Source organism: Acholeplasma equifetale ATCC 29724 (assembly GCF_000687735.1).
Taxonomy (GTDB): domain Bacteria; phylum Bacillota_I; class Bacilli_A; order Acholeplasmatales; family Acholeplasmataceae; genus Acholeplasma; species Acholeplasma equifetale.
The window spans coordinates 56,816-76,779 of the sequence record NZ_JHXL01000004.1; the positions used below are offsets into that span (position 1 = coordinate 56,816).

Below are 19,964 nucleotides of genomic sequence, written 5' to 3' on the forward strand. Positions count from 1 at the left end.
CTTTAATATTTGACTTTTCGTTCTTTTAATTCATTTACAAAATCTAAATAGCTTTGATAACGTGATTTTAAAATATCACCCTTTATAACATTTAATTTTACCATACAATCTGGTTCTTGCAAATGATTACATTTAGAACCAAACTTACAATTACTACTTAATTCAACAAAATCGACAAAATAATTCTTAATCATTTCATAGTCATGGAACTCAAATTCTAATTTAGAAAATCCCGGTGTATCTGCAATATATCCATCTTTAAATGGATAAATTTCAGAGTGTCTTGTTGTATGTTTGCCGCGACCTAGTGCTAAAGAAATTTCTTGAGTTTTTAGTTGTAATTCTGGAATTAATGCATTAAGTAATGTTGATTTACCAACACCAGTTTGACCAGCTAAAACAGTAATTTTATGACTAAATACATTTTCTAATATATCAAAACCAATTTTTTGTTTACTATTTACATAGTATATTTCGTAATAAGATTCATAATGTTTGAGTTGATTTTTTAATTTTTCTAATTCATCATCAGTCAATAAATCAATTTTACTTACAACAATAATCGGTTTAAGCTCATGATACTCTAAAATAACTAAAAACTTATCTAGTAATCGAAAACTAAACTCTGGTCGAGTTGCAGAAAAAACCAATAAAACTTGGTCAACATTAGCTACATCAGGACGAATGAGTTCGTTTTTTCTTTGATGTATATGGGTGATAATATATTGACCTGATACATATTCATAATCAATTAGATCACCAACTTTAGGGCTTAAAGTAATATCTTTAACTTCTTTTTTTGTGCCTCGAAATTTATTTTTATTAAAACTTGAAGTTTCATCGACTTTAAATTTTCTAAATTTACCTCGAGCATAACCTTCATAAATTTCGCCGGTTTTTAAATTCTTAAAGCTGTATAGCCCACCGATTAACTTAATAATTAAAGCTTGATTCAAATTAACCTCCGCTAGAATCAAAGATTTTGACTTCTTAATTGACCACATGCAGCATTAATATCATGTCCTTGTTCACGACGTAATACTGCTGTAATTTTATGTTTTTTAAGTACATTAAAAAAGGCTTCTCTTCGCTCTAATGTTGAACGTTCATAAGGTGCTTCTTTAACTTTATTATATGGTATTAAATTGACATAAACATTCATACCCTTTAATAATTGAGCTAATTCTAAAGCTGTTTCTTCTGAGTCATTAACTTCGTTAATCATAATGTATTCAATTGTTACACGTCGATTAGTAACTGAAATATAGTATTTAATTGCATCAACAACTTCTTCAACTTTAAAACGATCATTGATCTTCATAAGTTTAGAACGTATTTCATTATTTGGAGCATGTAGAGAAATTGCTAAATTAACTTGCATCCCAAAGTGTGCAAATTCTTTAATTTTTGGTACTAAACCTGATGTTGAAACTGTAATATGTCTTGCACCTATTGCTAATCCTTTTGGATGATTGACAATCTCTAAGAACTTAATTAAATTCTTATAATTATCAAAAGGTTCTCCAATACCCATAACTACAATTGATGAAATACGTACACCTGAATCTTTTTCTGTTTTAATAATTTGTGCAACAATTTCACCTGCTGTTAAGTCACGTTTCTTTTTTAAAACTCCTGATGCACAAAATGAACATCCGATATTACATCCCACTTGTGTTGTGACACAAGCACTCATACCGTAATTATGTTTCATTAAAACTGTTTCAATCAAGTTAGCATCTTTTAAGTCATATAAAAATTTAATCGTACCATCTGCTGATACGTTTTTAATAACCATTTCCATAGAATCAAATGAAAAATCTTTAGATAATATTTCAATTAAATCTTGTGGAACGTTATTCATTTCACTAAATGCATCTATTTTTTGTTGATATACCCATCGCCATACTTGCTCAGCACGATATTTTGGATATCCTTTAGAAACAATATATTCTTCTAATTCGCTATATGTTAAATCATAAATTAAGTCCATATTTTATACCTCAATCATATTATACTAAAAAGTCTTTCATTCTCGAAAAAAAAGAGCATATTTTATGCTCTTAATCTCTAATTATAGCTTTAAATTCAAAACTTAATCGATTTTTAATAGACTTTAACACTTTTTCAACAGTTTCTTTTTCTAAAGTCTTTTCTTTATCATTAAATTCGATAGAAACAGCTAATGAATGAGTATCTTCACCTGGTTTTTGATAAATATCAAATAACTTAACATTTGTTATTAATTTTTTACCAGTTTGTTGAATTAGTGTAAGTATTTTTTGAATTGGAATTTCTCTTGAAACAATGAATGATAAATCTCGTTCAACAGAAGGAAATTTACTTACAGGTTCATATTGAGTAGATACATTTTTTAAAGTTTCTGGATCAATTGATAATTCAAGAACATAAACATCTTTAATGTCATAAATAGTTTCATATTTCGGATGAATCTTACCAATAAATCCTTTAATTTCACCATTAATGATAATATCGCCTTGAATACCTGGATGTAAAACTGGTATATAGTTTGATTGTTCAACACTGATATTTAATTTAAATGCTGAAGCAATATTTTCTAATACTCCTTTTAATACGAAAAAGTTTGATTCAAAGTCTTTTTTATCATATAAAGTATCAATCCATTTACCTGTTAATAATAACGCTAAATGGTTTTTCTCTATATTTTCTGCAAATACTTTACCAATCTCAAAGAATGCTAAATCTTCCATTTGACGACGCATATGGTAAGAAGCATTATTTAACAATCCAGAAATTAATGACTGACGTAAAGTTTTTCGATCTTCGCTCATAGGCATTAAGACTTCAACACGATTACCTAAACTCATTGTTAAATCTAAATCTGTTCTCTTAACTAATGAATAATTAATAACTTCATTAAAACCTAGATTTGCTAATAAATGTCTTAAACGACGTACATTTTTTTGATATGGTGTTAATAAACCTATTGAATCGAATGTACGTTTTTCATTCGGGATTTTGTTAATACCGTAAATTCTGGCAATTTCTTCAACTAAATCTGCTTCAATTGAAATATCATTCCGATAGCTTGGTGCAGTTAAAACAACTTTATCATTATTCTTCTTAATTTCATAATTTAATCTTTCAAAATAACTTAATAATTCTTTTTCTTCCAATTTAGTACCAAGTTTACGATTTAATTTTTCGACACTTGTTTCAATTGATAGATTACCTAGTTGTGGTTTTTGATCTTTTGCAATACCTTGATATAATTTTCCATCTGCTAATTCAATTAATAATTGAATCGCTTCATTCATTCCAAGTTCAACTCTAGTTGTATCTACACCACGTTCAAATCTTAGTGAAGATTCACTTCTTAAACCTAAACGCTTAGAAGTTTTTGAAATTTGATTTTTATCAAAGTTAGCTGTTTCTAAAATGATTTGAGTTGTTGAATCATCAATTATCGTATTAGCTAATCCCATCACACCGCCTAATGCGATTGCTTCTTTACCATTTGTAATTAAAATATCACCCGATTCAGCATTTCTTTCTATTTCATCTAAAGTTACAACTTTAGTTGATTCTTTAGCCTCTTTAATCACAATTTCATTTGAATTAACTTTTTTATAATCAAATGCATGTAAAGGTGTGCCATATACAAGCATCACATAGTTTGTAATATCAACAACGTTATTAATTGGACGAACCTCATGTTCAATTAAGAAACTTTTTAACCATAATGGTGATTCTTTAACTTTAACATCAAGCATCGCACCATGATAAATAAAACATTTATTAGTCTCAATTTTAACACTTATCGGATTTTTCTTATTTACTGGTTTGAATTCATATTTAGGTAACGTGATTTTTTGATTTAAAACTGCAGCTAAATCAAATGCAAATCCAACATAACTTAATAAGTCACTTCGATTTGGTGTTAAACCTAAAGTCATTTTAATGCCATCTAATCCTAAGTATGGTAGCGGGTTAACACCTAATGGCATTTCTTTTTCAAAAACATAAATACCATGTTGATATGCATCAGGAATAATTTCTTCATCTAATCCCAATTCTTTTAAAGAACATATCATACCATTGGATACAATACCACGAACTTTAGCACTTTTAATCTCAAAATTACCAGGTAAAACAGCACCGACTTTAGCAACAATAACATATTGACCAGCAGCTACATTTGGAGCTCCACAAACAATATCTAAAACTTCATTACCAACATCAACTGTAGTCACAGATAATTTATCAGCATCTGGATGTTTTTCTTTTGTTAAAACTTTACCAATAACGATATTTGTTGAAGTGTTAACTAATTTATGTTCATCCACTTCAATAATATGTTGGTTTGTTAATTCAACTAAATTTTCTGGGACATTTATAAATCTTTTTAATGTATTTTCTAAAATATGCATCTTTTATTCCCCCTTAAATTGTTTTAAGAATCTTAAATCATTGGTATAGAAGTTTCTAATATCATCAACACCATATTTAAGCATTGCGATTCTTTCAATACCAATGCCAAATGCGAAACCGCTCACCTTTTCTGGGTTATATCCACCCATTCTTAAAACCTCAGGATGAACCATACCTGAACCTAAAATTTCAATCCAAGTTTGGCTCTTATCCTTTTTTGTAAATAATACGTCAACTTCAAATGAAGGTTCTGTGAATGGGAAGTATGAAGGTCTTAAACGAATTTCTTTATCTTCACCAAATAAGTATTTAGCTAGTGATAAAAGTGTTTCTTTTAAATGACCAACATGGATATTTTCACCAATCACTAATCCTTCACATTGCATGAATTGATGGGAGTGTGTTTGATCATCTGGGTCACGACGATAAGTTTTACCAGGAGAAATGATTGCGATTGGTTTTCCATTTGATTTTTCCATAAATCTTGCTTGAACAGGTGATGTATGTGTTCTTAATAAACGATTTTGGTCAATATAAAACGAATCATGCATTTCTCTTGCTGGATGCCCTTCTGCAATATTCATCATTTCAAAATTATATTTATCAAGTTCAACTTCAGGTCCCTCTGCAACTAAATACCCTTGACCTAAGAAGAAATCTTCTAATGATTCAATAATTAAACTTAATGGATGTATAGAACCTTGGCGAAATTGATATCCAGGTATTGTAACATCTATTTTTTCTTTATTAAGTTTAACTTCTAATTCTTTTTCAAGAATGTCATTTTTAGCATGGTAAATCATAGATTCCATGATTTCTTTTGCATCATTAATCCATTTACCAAATTGTGGTTTCTCTTCATTAGGTAATGTTTTAATTAAAGGCATCATTTTAGTTAATAATCCATTTTTACCTAAAAATTCAACCCTTAAGTTCTCAACATCTTCCAATGAATTTGTATGGTTTAATTTTTCTTTTAAATTATCAATTAATTTCATGATTTCATTTTGCATATTTACACCTCTTTATTTTTTATATTTTTAGATAAAAAAAACGTCCTTAGAAAATCTAAGGACGAAATTATATTCGCGGTACCACCTTAGTTCATAGTTTGATAAACTATGCCCTCAATGTTGATAACGGAACAACCCGGAAAAGATTTTACCTTTTCACTCCATAACCGAATTCAGAAGTCTAATTATAAGTGCTTTCACCATTTCACTTATCGCTATGTAATTAGATATTTCTTACTACTGTTATATCTTCGTTTTAGTTCCTATTTCTTGATAAGAAAATAACTGCCAATCTAAGGATATTATAGTATATCCATATTAATGTTACCATAAATCCTAATGCAACTTGCCATTCAGCGCTCTTTTCAAGTCCCATATTTACAACTGCATTTGCTCTTTCAAAATCTAAAGTAAGCATGAATGCACCTAATACAACCATGAAAATACCTAAGCCAACAGCTAGTTCAACATTTTGACTAAATGCTGTTGCAAAAGCAGGGTTTACTAATGAGATAATTGATATAACTAACGATCCAATTAAAAGGGTAATTAATGAACTAATTACGATGTTATATAGTAATCTAGAACCTCTTAAAAGACCAGTATAGTATAACATTAACATCACTATAAATACAATAGCTGTACCAACCATTGCAGTTAATGCAACGCCTGGAATAATAGCTTCTAAAATCCATGTTAATGTACCATATGCCATACCTTGTGCAACAGAGTAAATAATTGAAAAAGGCATTGCAAGTCTTGGTGATATATTAGATACTAATACGCTAATAAATCCAATAATTCCTGATAATACTAATGCAATGATCAACACGTTTGACGGAATAAGTATTGTTACATAGCCTGAAACTAAAGTAACAAGAACTAAAAATAATGTTTTTAAACCAATGCCAGCTCGAGTTGCAACATCAGTTCCATATATAGCTGTTCGTTTTTCTAAACTTGAGAAAACTGGGTTTGTGTTACGCATTTTATACTTCACCTCGATTATTTGATACTTCTATCTTATACAATTTATAATTAAATTACTATAAAGAACTTTTTTTATGTGTTATTTTAGACAATTTTTTAATCAATTGCAAATAAACCACTTTCAATTTCAGGTATTTCATCACTTAAGTTTTTAAATGCTCCAGCAGTTTCCAATCTTTCAAAGACTGTTTTATTCACTCTTGTTCTGCTTTCAACATCTTTTATTGATTTAAACGGTTTTTCATTTCGCTTATCAATGATATCATATGCAACTTGATCACCTAATCCATCAATTGATACAAAAGGCATTCTTAATCCGTCTTTTTCGATGATGAATTCTTTTGCTTCACTTTTATGAATATCTACTGGATAAAATTTATACCCTCTCTTAGTCATTTCTAATGCTACATATAATGTTACTAAGAGTTCTTCTTCTTTGGCTTTTTTCTCACTTTGATTGAGAATTTGATTGATACGATTACGAATTGCATTATAACCAGCAATCATTGTATCGTGTTCAAATTGAACTGCACGTTTTGAGAAAAATCCACTATAGAATAGAAGTGGTTTATATATTTTAAACCATGCAATACGCATCGCCATAATTACATAAGCTGTCGCGTGTGCTTTAGGGAACATGTATTTAATTTTCGATGCGCTCCAAATATACCATTCAGGAATACCATTTGCACGCATTTCAGCTTCATATTCAGCCCACTTAGCAGGATTTGATGAAGGTTTTCCTTTACGAACAAACTCCATAATCTCAAATGCTTTTAGTGGTTTCATTCCTCTAAATGCTAATTCAACCATAATATCATCACGACAACCAATAATTTCATCGAATGAAATTTTGCCGTAATCTGTTTTGCCTAAAACTAAATCTTGAGCATTTTTCAACCAAACATCCGTACCATGAGACAGTCCTGATATTTTGACTAATCCAGCAAATGTGCTTGGTTTTGTATCTTCTAACATTTGTCTTGTAAATGATGTCCCAAATTCAGGTATTGCATAACTTGCAACATTACCATAAACATCATCTGCTTTAAAACCTAAGACTTCAGTACCTTGGAATAATTGATAAACTTTCGGATCATCAATTGGAATATCTTGAGCACGTGTGAAAGGAAACTCTTCAGGATGATTTTTAACATAATCCATGAAAAACTTAATCATCGTTGGGTCATCGTGTCCAAGAATATCGAGTTTTAATAAGTTATCTTCAAATGAGTGATAGTCAAAATGCGTTGTTTTCCATGTTGCATTTTTATCATCAGCAGGATATTGAATTGGTGTTACATCAAAGATTGTTTTATGTTTAGGAACAACAACAATTCCCCCTGGGTGTTGTCCAGTTGAACGTTTAACTCCTTCAATACCTTTAGCAAGTAACTCAATATACGCATTTCGCTTTGTTAAACCTAAATCCTCTAAATAACCTTTAACATATCCAAATGCATTCTTTTCAGCAACCGTTTGAATTGTTCCTGCTCTAAATGTAAAATCTTCACCTAATAAATCTCTGACATATTGATGGGCTTTTGCTTGATAATCTCCTGAGAAGTTTAAGTCAATATCCGGAACTTTATCACCATCAAACCCTAAGAAGGTTTCAAACGGAATATCATGCCCATCTTTAATTAAATCTCTACCACAATGTGGACATGTTCGATTCGGTAAGTCATATCCTGATTTAACTTCTTTAAGTACTTCTAAAAATGGCTCTTCTTCAGGTTTTACACCATATTCAATAATTTCTTCATCATTCATTTTGAATACTGTAAAATCACCATTTGGACAACGATAATGCGGTCTTAATGGATTAACTTCAGTAATTTCAAGCATTGTCGCAACTAAAGATGACCCTACTGATCCTCTTGATCCAACTAAGTATCCATCTTCTAATGACTTTTTAACAAGTAAATGAGAAATAAAATAAATAGGTGCAAATTGGTTTTCAATAATATTTTTCAATTCGCGTTTAATACGTTGATCAACAAAAGGATGAAGTGTTTGTCCATATAATTGATGGGCTTTTTCATAAACCATTTTTTCAATTGTAACTGCAATTGATTCAACACCTAATGTATCTTTAAACGCATCATCTTGAATTGAATAAAGTTCACTTGGGAAAGCTTTAACAGTATCAATCATTTGATTGATTTTTTTAGGGTTTTCTATAACAATTTCATGTTGTGTTTCAGGATCTAAGAAACTAAATGCATCAAGCATTTCTTGAGTTGTATGTAAATGTTGGTTAGGTGTTTTTTCATATCCGTGTAATGGATGTAATCCACCACCAACGCTTTTTGTGTTCACATAAATATCTCGATATTTTTTATCTTCTGGATTTAAGTAATATGCATTAGAACTTGCAACAACTAATTTATTTTGTTCTTTAGCAAAATCAATTATCTTTTTGATTGTTGCTTGAATTGTTTCTTTAAAGTTTGGTCCAATTTGTTCTTCTAAATGTAAATAACCTTCAACAGGATGAACTAATATAAAATCATAAAAACTAATTTTTTCTCTTAAAGTTTCATCGCTTAAGTTAAGTGCTGCTTCAAAAACCTCACCATTATATGAACCGCTAGCAATGAGTAATCCTTCTTTTAATGATTCATAAACACTTCTTACTAATCTCGGTTCATGATTTAAATGGTTTGTTAATGTGTCTGAAACAAGTTTAAATAAATTTTTGTATCCTTCTTGATTTTTTGCATAAACTAATGCATTTTTAGGAATTTGATGACGCCACGCTTCATTTAAATCAATAGCTGCATTAATTTCATAATATGTCATGATTTCTTCTTTATAAAAATCTTGCAGCATAGCTAAGAAAATTTCTGCTGTAGCATATGCATCATAAATTGCACGGTGATGGGCTTCAAGTTTAACTTTAAAAAATGTTGATAAAGCTTTTAAGTTATATCGTTTTAAATCAGGAATATTACCACTTGGAGTTTTATAAAATCTTGCATGATTATTTTCTTTATTTTCGCTATTATAAAAATATCTTGCAATATTTAATGTATCTATAACTGCAAAAGATTCATGGTGTAAACCTAATTGTAATGATTTTTCTTTAATAAAACCAACGTCAAATGATGCATTTTGTCCAACCAAAACTGCACCTTTAATAAATTCTAGAAATTTAGGTAAAACAACTTCAATCGGATCAGCATTTTGAAGCATTTCATCATCAATATTTGTAATACGTTTAATATTTTCACTTAATTTTTCTTTCGGATTCACAAATGTTTCAAAAGCTTCACCAATGACACCATTTTGAATTTTATATGCTGCAATTTCTATAATTTTATCTCTTGTGTGAGAAAAACCTGTTGTTTCTAAGTCAAATACAACATATGTTGCATCTTTCAATGGAAAATCTTCATGATAATCTGTTGTAATCTTAAACTCATAGTCATTAACATAGTTTAGTTCAACACCATAAATGGGTTTAATTTTTTTACCCTTTAGTGATTTTACTAAATCTGGGTATGCATAAACACCATTACGGTCTGTAATTGCGAATGCTTCATGTCCCCAAGATTCTAACGTATTAACATAATCTTCAATCGATGTGACTGCATCCATTGGACTCATTTTTGTATGTAAACTAAATTCAATACGTTTATCTTTTGCACGATCCATTCTTTCTTTCTTTTCTGGACGTGCAATTTTATTAAATGCCCTTGGTGTTAAGACAACATCTTTTACGTAGTTATCATATTCTGCCGTACCAGAAACAGATATCACATCACCAACTTTTATGTCATTAGCAAGCTGAATATCTTTTTCTTGTGTAAAAAATCGTCTAACGTTAATTGCATCTGTTTCATCAAAAACTGAAAATGTAAATAATGTTGAGCGTGGTAATTCACGTTTGTCTATTTTAAATACTTCACCTTCAATTTGAAAATTCAAATGACCTTTTTCATTTTTATACTTATCAAGACCATATTGAGTTGTAGGAATCTCTTCAATTTTTACTTCTTCAGGTTTATGTTTAAATTGGAAAGTTACTTTCTTATCTAAAATGACTTCTTCTTTTTTAGGTGTTAATGACATTAATGTTTCTGCATGTTCTTGAATATGTCGTTCAACTTGTTCTTTAACGCTTTGAATGTTTTCATTAACAATAACATCAAAATTCACTTTAAATCCATGTTTTAAAAATTCATCTTTTAATAATGGAAAATATTTTTTTATGCTGACTGAATCTTTTTCAACATGAATAAAATATGTATTATCTTTAAACTCATAATTATAGTTTTTAAACATCAAAATTGGTGAGAATTTTTCAGATGCTTTAATAATTAGCATATCGTAATATGCTTTTTCATACCCATTTAAGTTTGGATTTTTAAATGAAAAAACAAAGTCAATTGACTTTACAATACCTGGTTTAAAGAAAAATGTTTGGAGTTGATTAATAAATGAGCTCATTAAAGGCGGACTCATGACTTCATCAAACGTAATATCAAATAATAGCCCTCCAGATTTTTTCTTCACAGTAACTGAATTTAAAGTTGCAGTATCTAATGGTTTAATATTGAGTTGTGCTTGTTCTAAAAATAATTTGAATTTATCCATTATATACCATGTCCTTTCAGTCCTCTTATAAATATATTATAGTTGACAATAAGCATAATAATTCCAAGTAAATTTAATATCGCCATATTAAATACAATTCCGAAAAAACATAGAATGACATAAATCGTTGATGCATAGACGCCACCCTTGAATTTATATTTAAATGGTAAAGGTAATCGTGTTAGAAATGTAGATAATATAATTAACATTAACGCTTCAATTGAATATTTTATAAATTCAATAAAAACATATAAAATTTTTGTATGGACTTCTATTGGTTTTAGCGTTTTAAGCATTAATGTTGTAAAATGTTCTATATTTTTGGTTGAATAATCATTGAAATCAAATTCATCAAAACCTAAATCAAAATAGGTTTGATCATATTTAAAAATATTTAATATGTGCACCCTAATACGATCTTCTTGAAATTCAATATGAATAACCGCTTCACTTCTAATAAATTGATGAGACATGGAAATTTGATACATACCAAATGTATAAGATTTATTATAAGAATCTTCAATATAAAGCAAGCCATTTTCTATTTTTGCAGATCCTTTAAAATAATCTTTATAACCTAATTCCATGGTTTGTATATCATGTGGTGCCATAGTATCAAATTTAAATGTTAAAAGTATGGTCGGAATTGTCAAAATAAACATCAATAAAAAAAAGTAAACCCATAATTTAACATATGAATTATTTAAAAACATGATAATTCGTTTTGGATGAAATAAACTTGTTTTAAATTGATGATACATACCCTATTTCCTCGATTTCCTCGTAACGTTATTATAACACATGAATGACTTATGGTAAAATATAAAATGGTGAAACTATGGAACTCATAACAAGAGAAAAACATTACAATACATTAAATAATTATTACAAAAATAAATACAAACAAAAAGTATTCAAAATATCACTTAATGGTGGATTTACATGTCCAAACATTGATGGTACTGTTGCATCAGGTGGATGTACTTTTTGTTCTTGGATGGGTTCAGGTGATTTTGCAGGTAACAAGCGTGATCCATTAAAAAAACAATTTGAAGAAATTAAAGAGAAAATGCATAAAAAATGGCGTGAAGGTTTATATATTGCATATTTCCAAGCAAATACAAATACACATGCACCGTTACCTAGATTAAAAGAACTTTATGAAGAAGCTATTACACTTGATCCAAATATCGTTATGCTATCAATAGGTACAAGACCAGATAGTCTACCACAAGATGTTGTTGATTATTTAGGAGAACTCAATAAACGCATTGATGTTCAAGTTGAATTAGGTTTACAAACCGTTCATCAAAAGACAAGTGATTTAATTAATAGAGCCCATGATTTAAAATCATTTGATGATGCAGTTTATCGATTAAGAGAAAAAAATATCGAAGTGGTTGTTCATATTATTAATGGTTTACCTGGCGAAACCAAAGAAATGATGTTAGATACAATCAAACATTTAAATACTTTACCAATACAAGGTATCAAAATTCATATGCTTCATTTAATGGAAAAAACAAAAATGGGCTATGAATATACACAAAAGCCTTGGCCACTTCTTACACTTGAAGAGTATGTCGATATTGTTGTCAATCAATTGCGTATTTTAGATAAAAATACCATTGTGCATCGTGTAACAGGTGATGCACCAACTGAAATGCTTATTGCACCAACTTGGACTAGGAAAAAATTTGTCGTATCCAATGAAATTGATAAACTTATGCGTAAACTAAACGCTTATCAGGGGGATATGTATGAAAGAAAACATCATATTGAAAGCACATGATCTTATTTTAGAAAACATCAATAAAGATTCTATTGTTGTAGATGCAACATGTGGAAATGGTCATGATACTTTATTTTTAGCTGAACGAGTTAAACTTGTTTATGCTTTTGATATTCAAGAAGAAGCTATTCATCAAACTCAAAACAGATTAAAAGATTTTAATAATGTAAAGTACATCTTAGATTCTCATGAAAACATATTAAATTATGTAACTGATTATGATGGAGTTATCTTTAATTTAGGTTATTTACCTGGTTCAGATAAATTAATAAAAACAAACCATAGAACAACGATTAAAACCTTAGAAAATCTCAATCAAAATAAAAAGGGATTCATTTTATTAGTTATTTATCCGGGTCATTTAGAAGGTTTTATTGAAAGTGTTGCTATTACTTCTTGGTTAGATAAAAAGAATATCAAATATCGAGTCATTCGAAACCCATATAAGACTGAAAAAGAATCCCCATATATTGTATTTTGGAACTATAATAGTTTTTAGTAGGCTTAATGCCTACTTTTTTTATGAAAAAACACCTCAAAATTTGAGGTGTTTCTTATTTAAAATTTCCCGTAATATGCGTTTTCTAAGATTTCTTTCATATCTTCAACTAAAGGTAATCTAGGATTTGCCGTTGAACATTGATCTTCATATGCAGCATATGCTAATTCTAGGCTATGTTCTAAGAAATCTTTTTCATCTGTACCTTGAGCTTGGAAACTCATCTCAATATCTAAAGATTTTGCTAAATCATAGCACGCTCTAGCAAACATCTCAACCCCTTCTTCTACGCTCTTAGGATTTAGGCCAATTGCACGTGCTAATTCATAATATTTTTCATTTGCAACATAATATTTATATTTTGGCCATGTAGAAAGTTTTGCAGGTTTTTGACCATTATAACGAATGACATGTGGTAATAAAATGGCATTAATTCTTCCGTGAGGAATATGATATCTTCCCCCCACTTTATGTGCCATTGAGTGAGATATGCCTAAGAATGCATTTCCAAATGCCATACCCGCCATGGTTGATGCATTATGCATCTTTTCACGAGCTTCAAAATCATTACCATTATCATATGCACGTTTTAAATATTGGAATACCATTTTAACTGTTTGTAAAGCTAATGCATCAGTATAGTCATTTGCTAGAATTGAAACATATGATTCTACTGCATGTGTTAAAACGTCCATTCCAGTATCTGCTGTAACTTTCTTTGGTTGAGTTAATGTTAATGCTGGATCAACAATTGCTACAGTAGGTGTTAATGAATAATCTGCTAACGGATATTTCTTTTGATTCTTAGTATCTGTAATTACCGCAAATGGTGTAACTTCACTACCTGTACCAGATGTTGTAGGAATACATACTAGTTTTGTTTTCTTACCTAACTCTGGATAACGGAATGCACGTTTACGAATATCCATAAACTTTTGTTTTAAATCGTCAAAATCAACTTCAGGATGCTCATAGAAAAGCCACATTGCTTTTGCTGCATCCATAGGTGATCCTCCACCAATTGCAATAATCGTATCTGGTTCAAATGATTTCATCAATTCATAGCCTTTAATAACTGTTTCAATTGATGGATCTGGTTCAACATCACAGAACAATTGAACTGAAACATGATTGCGTCTTAAACTTAATTGATCCGTTACTTTTTTTACATATCCTAAATCAACCATTACTCGGTCTGTAATAATGATTGCTTTATTAACGTTATGCATTTGTCTTAAATATTCAATTGCATCTTTTTCAAAATATATTTTTGAAGGAACTTTAAACCATTGCATATTATTTTTACGCTCACCAATCTTTTTAATATTGAGTAAGTGTATCGCACTTACATTATCTGATACAGCATTACCGCCGTATGAACCACAACCAAGTGTTAATGATGGTATAAATCGATTATAAATATTTCCTATACCACCAAATGTTGCAGGTGAATTCCAAATAATACGTATAGCTTTTAGTTTTAAACCAAATTCATCAACAATTTCTTTGTTTTGTGTATGAATCACTGCACTATGACCTAATCCATTAAGTTCAACCATTTGTATAGCTAGTTTGATACCTTCTTTGCTATCTTTAGATTTTAAGAATGCTAAAACTGGTGATAATTTTTCTCTTGTAAGTGGTTCTTTATCACCTACTAGTTTACATTCAACAGCTAATATGTTTGTATCTTTTGGTACTTCAAAACCAGCCATTTGTGCAATATCATAGGCACTTTGTCCAACAATAATAGGATTAAGTTTGACACCATCAGGAAAAATTAATTCTTGAAGTTTTTTCTTTTCTTCTTTATTACAAAAATATACATGTAATTCTTTAAATTCTTTAACAACTTCATCATAAATAGCTTCATCAATAATAACTGCTTGTTCAGATGCACAAACCATACCATTATCAAATGCTTTAGACATTACAATATCATTAACTGCTTGTTTAATATGAGCAGTTTTTTCAATGTATGCTGGAACATTACCTGCACCAACACCTAATGCTGGTTTTCCACATGAATAAGCTGCTTTAACCATAGCATTTCCACCTGTTGCAAGTATTGTTGCAACATCAGGATGTTTCATTAATGCATTTGTATTTTCCATACTTGGAGTTTCAATCCATTGGATACAATATTCAGGTGCACCCGCTTTAACAGCTGCTTCTTTGACAATTCTTGCTGCTTCTTTACTTGAATTTTGAGCTGATGGATGGAATGCAAAAATAATTGGGTTACGTGTCTTCAATGCAATAAGTGATTTAAAGATCACAGTAGATGTTGGATTGGTTACTGGAGTGATCGCACAAATAACACCTACTGGATCTGCAATCTCTGTAATTCCTGTGACTTTATCTTCTTTGATGATGCCTACTGTTCTTAAATGACGCATATGATTAATAACATATTCAACTGCAAAAAGGTTTTTGGTTGCTTTATCTTCGAAGACACCACGTTTTGTTTCTTCAACTGCAAGTTTGGCTAAAAGGCCATGGGCATCAATTGCTGCAACAGATACTTTTGCAACAATTTGATCGACATCTTCTTGTGTCAATTCATAATACTTTTCAAGCGCTTGTTTTCCGCGCATGACTAAAAAATCTACCTCATTAGAGATAATCCTTTCTTTTTCCATAAAAATTCTCCTTTTAAGTATTTAATTTTTGAATTCGTTCTTGTTAGCCTTATCTTACTAAAGAATTTTTATGATTTCAAATGATTCTATAAATGAATACGTTTTCAGTCAAAAACAATAAAAAAGACGGATTTTTTAACCGTCTTTTGTCATTATTTTACAACAATATTAACAATTTTATTTGCTACAACAATCATCTTAACAATTTCCATACCTTCAATATGTTTCATAACATTTGGTTGTTGTAAAGCTAAATTTTTAACTTCTTCTTCAGGTAAATTACGAGAAATAGTCATTTTTGCTCGAACTTTACCATTCACTTGAACAACAATTTCAGCTTCATCTTCAATTAAATATTTAGGATCATATGTAGGCCATGTTGAATATATTAATTCTTCATGATGGCTTAAAATTGTTTGATTGATTTCTTCAGTGATATGTGGAGCAATTGGATTTAATAGTTTTAAAATATCTCTTGCTTGTTTTTTACCAATTTTTTGAACTTTATAAACTTCATTTACAAAAATCATCATTTGTGCAATTGCTGTATTGAATGCTAATTTTTCATAGTCTTCAGTAACTTTTTTAACTGTTTGATGGAAGATTGTTTGAAGTTCTTTAACATCTTCATCTAAAATTTCAAATTCAAACATTCTAAAAAATCTATCTAGGAATCGTTTAGAACCGTCTAATCCTTCAGTACTCCAAGGTTTTTCTTGTTCAAGTGGTCCCATAAACATTTCATAAACTCTTAATGCGTCAGCACCATGAGATTGGAATATATCATCAGGAGATACTGTGTTTCCTCTTGATTTACTCATTTTTTGATGGTCTTCGCCTAAAATCATACCTTGGTTAACTAACTTTTGAAATGGTTCTTTAGATGAAACAATACCTAAATCGTAAAATACTTTATGCCAGAATCTAGCATATAATAAGTGACCTACAGCATGTTCTGTACCACCAACATATAAGTCAACTGGTAAAAATTGATCTAAAACTTGTTTTGCTTCTTCGCTATCAAGTGGAATAAATCCTAAATTTGTTTTAAGTATATACCCAATATAATACCAACTTGAACCTGCAAGTTGAGGCATTGTATTTGTATCTCTTCTTGCTTTTTTACCATTAGGTAATGTAACTTCCAACCAATCTGTTGCATGTACTAATGGTGATTCACCTGTTCCAGATGGTTTGATGTAATTAAGTTCAGGTAATGTTAATGGTAATTCATCATCTTCTAATAAGTGTATCCCGCCATCTTCATCATAAAGTACTGGGAATGGTTCTCCCCAATAACGTTGACGGCTAAATACCCAGTCTCTTAATTTATAAGTATGATGTTCATGACCAATATTTAATGATTCTAAATAACTAACCATTTTACGTTTAGCTTCTTCATTATATAAACCATCAAGAATACCTGAATGGTGGTGGATACCATCACCTGTGAATGCACCTTGAGTACCACCGCTAATAACTTCAATAATCTCTAGACCATATTTTAATGCAAACTCATAATCTCTTTCATCATGAGCTGGTACTGCCATCACTGCACCTGTACCATAATGTGGTAAAACATAGTCTGCAATCCATATTGGAATAAGTTGTTGTGTAATTGGATGTTTTGCATAACTTCCAGTAAATACACCTGTTTTAGTTTTTTCAGAAATTCGATCAAGTTCTGATTTTTGTTTTGTTTGTTCTATATATTTTTTTACATTACTTAATTCATCTTCAGATGCAATTTCTAATACTAACGGGTGTTCAGGAGCTAATACACAGTATGTTGCACCGTAAATTGTATCAGGTCTTGTTGTAAATACTTTGAATTTATGTTCACTTCCAGCAACTTCAAAAGTAATCATTGCACCACTTGATTTACCAATCCAGTTACGTTGCATTTCTTTAAGATTTTCTGGCCAATCAACTAATTCTAAATCCTCTAACAAACGATCTGCATATTCAGTAATTTTAAGTACCCATTGACGCATAGGTTTTTTTACAACAGGATAATGTCCTCTTTCTGATACCATTTTTCCATCAACAACAATAATTTCATCATTAGCAAGAACAGTACCTAGCCCTTCACACCAATTGACTTCAACTTCTTTTAGATGTGCTAAACCTTTTTCATAAAGTTTTTTGAAAATCCATTGTGTCCAACGATAATAGTCAGTATCACATGTTGCAAACTCTCTATCCCAGTCAACACCTTTACCCATTTCAATGATTTGGCGTTTGAAATTCTTAATATTTTGATATGTAAATGATTTAGGATCTTTACCTGTTTGGAGAGCATATTGTTCAGCAGGCAAACCAAAAGCATCCCATCCCATTGGATGAAGTACATTATAACCATTCATTCTCTTATAACGAGAAATGATGTCTGTTGCAGTATATCCTTCAATATGACCAACATGTAAACCTGCTGCACTAGGATATGGAAACATATCAAGTACATAATATTTAGGACTAAATCGATCATTTTTAGTTTTAAATGCTTTGGTTTCTAACCAATGTTTTTGCCATTTCTTCTCAATTGTACGAAAATCATATTGAGCCATAAAAATCCCTCTTTTCACTGCTTCTATTATAAAAAATAATTACGTATATTTCAATCTTAAAAAAAATCTCCTTAAAGGAGATTTATTATTTAACAGTCTTCTCTAAGTAAGATACTAATTCTTTTACTGATTTTAATTCAGATAAGACTTCATCAGATACTTCAATATCAAATTCTTCTTCAACTCTCATCATAAGTTGAACTGCATCAATTGAATCCGCTCCTAGGTCTTCAATTAATCTTGAATCTAATTGAATTTTGCTTTCATCAATTGATAATTCTTCTGCAATGATATTTTTCACTTTATCAAATAGTGCTGACATAAATTGCCTCCTAAAGTATATATTTGAAACTTCGTATTCTTTATTATATCACAAGATGTTTTTATTGTATCAATGATGTTTTATTCTATGTATAAGATATATCTTTAAAATCATTGTTTATAGGTATAAAATATCTTTTTACATGTTATAATGTTTGATAGAAAGTTGAGGTTGGCTATGAAATTCTTAGTTGGAACTTATACAAAAAAAGATTCTGAAGGTATTTATTTAGTTGAAGATGATAAAGTCACATTATATCAACGTTTATTTAACCCTACATATATTACTGTGCAAGAAGGTTATTTATTTACGCTTGCTCGTGGTGGTATTGAAATTTATCAAGATTCAAATTTAATTTATGAAGACCATAGCGAAGCACATTCTCCTACACATATTTTTTTCGAACCAACACTTCAAATGATATTTACAGCAAATTATCATGTTGGTCAGATTTCAACATATAAATTTGAAGGTACATTAACTAAAAAAGTTCAAACAATAATTTATCCTACTGGTTCACATCCACATCAATGTGTATATGATGCAAATCTTCAATTATTATTAATTCCTGACTTAGGATTAGATACAATCTTCACATATAAAATTGATGAAAACTTAAAACTTCAATCTTATAAAGACTTAACACTTCATAAAGGTGTAGGTCCAAGACATTTAATTGTATCTGATAAAGGTAATGTGTATTGCTTAACTGAACATTCACATGAAATCTATTTTTACAATAAAGATTTGGAATTTGTTAAAAAGTATCAAACCGTTGATAGACAAACTGCTGGTATTGCATCTGCTGCTATCCGTATGACACGCGATCAAAAACATTTATATATTTCAAATCGTGGATATGATTCTATTACACATTTTTTAATTAATGAGGATGGTACACTTAAACAAAAACGTATTTATCCTTCACAAGGTAAACATCCAAGAGATTTTAATATATCTTTAGATGAAAGTCATATTGTTGTTGGAAATATGCATTCTAATAATGTTGCAATATTTTCTCGTGATGAAACAACTGGAGATTTAAAATTCATCAAAACATTACCTGTTCCAGAACCATCTTGTATTATATTTATTTCATAAATATAAATAAAGGCCAATTTTGG

At 29.9% G+C, this 19,964-nt stretch carries 13 protein-coding genes and 1 other annotated feature; of the genes, 3 read left to right on the forward strand and 10 right to left on the reverse strand.

The genetic code is table 11. The annotated features are described in order from the left end of the window. Window positions 1–2: 2 nt before the first annotated feature. The 7 genes from rsgA to T434_RS0103270 form a co-directional block, all read right to left on the reverse strand. A complete protein-coding gene (rsgA, locus tag T434_RS0103240) occupies window positions 3–956 on the reverse strand; it encodes a ribosome small subunit-dependent GTPase A (RefSeq protein WP_026399878.1) in 954 nt (317 codons plus the stop codon). Between the two features lie 17 nt (window positions 957–973). After that, window positions 974–1,993: a dual-specificity RNA methyltransferase RlmN gene (gene rlmN / locus T434_RS0103245; RefSeq protein WP_162150674.1), complete on the reverse strand. Its 1,020-nt coding sequence runs from the start codon at window positions 1,991–1,993 to the stop codon at window positions 974–976. A 70-nt stretch (window positions 1,994–2,063) separates the two neighbouring features. Further along, the gene (gene pheT, locus T434_RS0103250; protein ID WP_026399880.1) at window positions 2,064–4,412 is read right to left on the reverse strand and encodes a phenylalanine--tRNA ligase subunit beta; all 2,349 of its coding nucleotides are present in this window, start codon (window positions 4,410–4,412) and stop codon (window positions 2,064–2,066) included. Window positions 4,413–4,415: 3 nt separating this feature from the next. Continuing rightward, complete coding sequence (pheS, locus tag T434_RS0103255) at window positions 4,416–5,426, reverse strand: phenylalanine--tRNA ligase subunit alpha (RefSeq protein ID WP_026399881.1); 1,011 nt, start codon at window positions 5,424–5,426, stop codon at window positions 4,416–4,418. A 54-nt stretch (window positions 5,427–5,480) separates the two neighbouring features. Then, window positions 5,481–5,687 (reverse strand) — a binding site (T-box leader). After that, on the reverse strand, window positions 5,683–6,414 hold the full coding sequence (locus T434_RS0103260) for a Bax inhibitor-1/YccA family protein (protein ID WP_026399882.1): 732 nt from the start codon (window positions 6,412–6,414) through the stop codon (window positions 5,683–5,685). Its footprint overlaps the feature before it by 5 nt. 98 nt (window positions 6,415–6,512) lie before the next feature. Further along, window positions 6,513–11,018, reverse strand: coding sequence for a PolC-type DNA polymerase III (locus T434_RS0103265; protein ID WP_026399883.1), 4,506 nt, complete (start codon window positions 11,016–11,018; stop codon window positions 6,513–6,515). Continuing rightward, a complete protein-coding gene (locus tag T434_RS0103270) occupies window positions 11,018–11,779 on the reverse strand; it encodes a hypothetical protein (protein ID WP_026399884.1) in 762 nt (253 codons plus the stop codon). The genes T434_RS0103265 and T434_RS0103270 overlap by 1 nt, the downstream gene beginning before the upstream one ends. 77 nt (window positions 11,780–11,856) lie before the next feature. Between T434_RS0103270 and mnmL the strand changes: the two genes are divergently transcribed. Together mnmL and mnmM are read left to right on the forward strand one after the other, a co-directional pair. Further along, a complete protein-coding gene (gene mnmL, locus T434_RS0103275; RefSeq protein ID WP_162150675.1) occupies window positions 11,857–12,810 on the forward strand; it encodes a tRNA modification radical SAM protein MnmL/YtqA in 954 nt (317 codons plus the stop codon). Then, a complete protein-coding gene (mnmM, locus tag T434_RS0103280; RefSeq protein ID WP_026399886.1) occupies window positions 12,779–13,309 on the forward strand; it encodes a tRNA 5-(aminomethyl)-2-thiouridylate-methyltransferase MnmM in 531 nt (176 codons plus the stop codon). Before mnmL ends, mnmM begins: the two co-directional genes overlap by 32 nt. 59 nt (window positions 13,310–13,368) lie before the next feature. Here the strand turns inward: mnmM and adhE are convergent, their stop codons facing one another. The 3 genes from adhE to acpP form a co-directional block, all read right to left on the reverse strand. After that, window positions 13,369–15,951: a bifunctional acetaldehyde-CoA/alcohol dehydrogenase gene (gene adhE, locus T434_RS0103285; protein WP_026399887.1), complete on the reverse strand. Its 2,583-nt coding sequence runs from the start codon at window positions 15,949–15,951 to the stop codon at window positions 13,369–13,371. A 152-nt stretch (window positions 15,952–16,103) separates the two neighbouring features. Beyond that, window positions 16,104–18,518 (reverse strand): leucine--tRNA ligase, encoded by a 2,415-nt coding sequence (leuS, locus tag T434_RS0103290; protein WP_026399888.1) that lies wholly within the window; start codon window positions 18,516–18,518, stop codon window positions 16,104–16,106. A gap of 85 nt (window positions 18,519–18,603) precedes the next feature. After that, the gene (acpP, locus tag T434_RS0103295) at window positions 18,604–18,840 is read right to left on the reverse strand and encodes an acyl carrier protein (RefSeq protein ID WP_026399889.1); all 237 of its coding nucleotides are present in this window, start codon (window positions 18,838–18,840) and stop codon (window positions 18,604–18,606) included. Window positions 18,841–19,017: 177 nt separating this feature from the next. Between acpP and T434_RS0103300 the strand changes: the two genes are divergently transcribed. After that, window positions 19,018–19,941 (forward strand): lactonase family protein, encoded by a 924-nt coding sequence (locus tag T434_RS0103300; protein ID WP_026399890.1) that lies wholly within the window; start codon window positions 19,018–19,020, stop codon window positions 19,939–19,941. Window positions 19,942–19,964: the final 23 nt, after the last annotated feature.

Excerpts from the sequence above, each read along its gene's own strand:
- pheS (WP_026399881.1), bottom strand. The coding sequence starts at position 5,426 with ATGCAAAATGAAATCATGAAATTAATTGATAATTTAAAAGAAAAATTA.
- T434_RS0103270 (WP_026399884.1), bottom strand. The coding sequence starts at position 11,779 with ATGTATCATCAATTTAAAACAAGTTTATTTCATCCAAAACGAATTATC.
- acpP (WP_026399889.1), bottom strand. The coding sequence starts at position 18,840 with ATGTCAGCACTATTTGATAAAGTGAAAAATATCATTGCAGAAGAATTA.
- rlmN (WP_162150674.1), bottom strand. The coding sequence starts at position 1,993 with ATGGACTTAATTTATGATTTAACATATAGCGAATTAGAAGAATATATT.
- T434_RS0103265 (WP_026399883.1), bottom strand. The coding sequence starts at position 11,018 with ATGGATAAATTCAAATTATTTTTAGAACAAGCACAACTCAATATTAAA.
- T434_RS0103300 (WP_026399890.1), top strand. The coding sequence starts at position 19,018 with ATGAAATTCTTAGTTGGAACTTATACAAAAAAAGATTCTGAAGGTATT.
- leuS (WP_026399888.1), bottom strand. The coding sequence starts at position 18,518 with ATGGCTCAATATGATTTTCGTACAATTGAGAAGAAATGGCAAAAACAT.
- mnmM (WP_026399886.1), top strand. The coding sequence starts at position 12,779 with ATGAAAGAAAACATCATATTGAAAGCACATGATCTTATTTTAGAAAAC.
- T434_RS0103260 (WP_026399882.1), bottom strand. The coding sequence starts at position 6,414 with ATGCGTAACACAAACCCAGTTTTCTCAAGTTTAGAAAAACGAACAGCT.
- adhE (WP_026399887.1), bottom strand. The coding sequence starts at position 15,951 with ATGGAAAAAGAAAGGATTATCTCTAATGAGGTAGATTTTTTAGTCATG.
- mnmL (WP_162150675.1), top strand. The coding sequence starts at position 11,857 with ATGGAACTCATAACAAGAGAAAAACATTACAATACATTAAATAATTAT.
- pheT (WP_026399880.1), bottom strand. The coding sequence starts at position 4,412 with ATGCATATTTTAGAAAATACATTAAAAAGATTTATAAATGTCCCAGAA.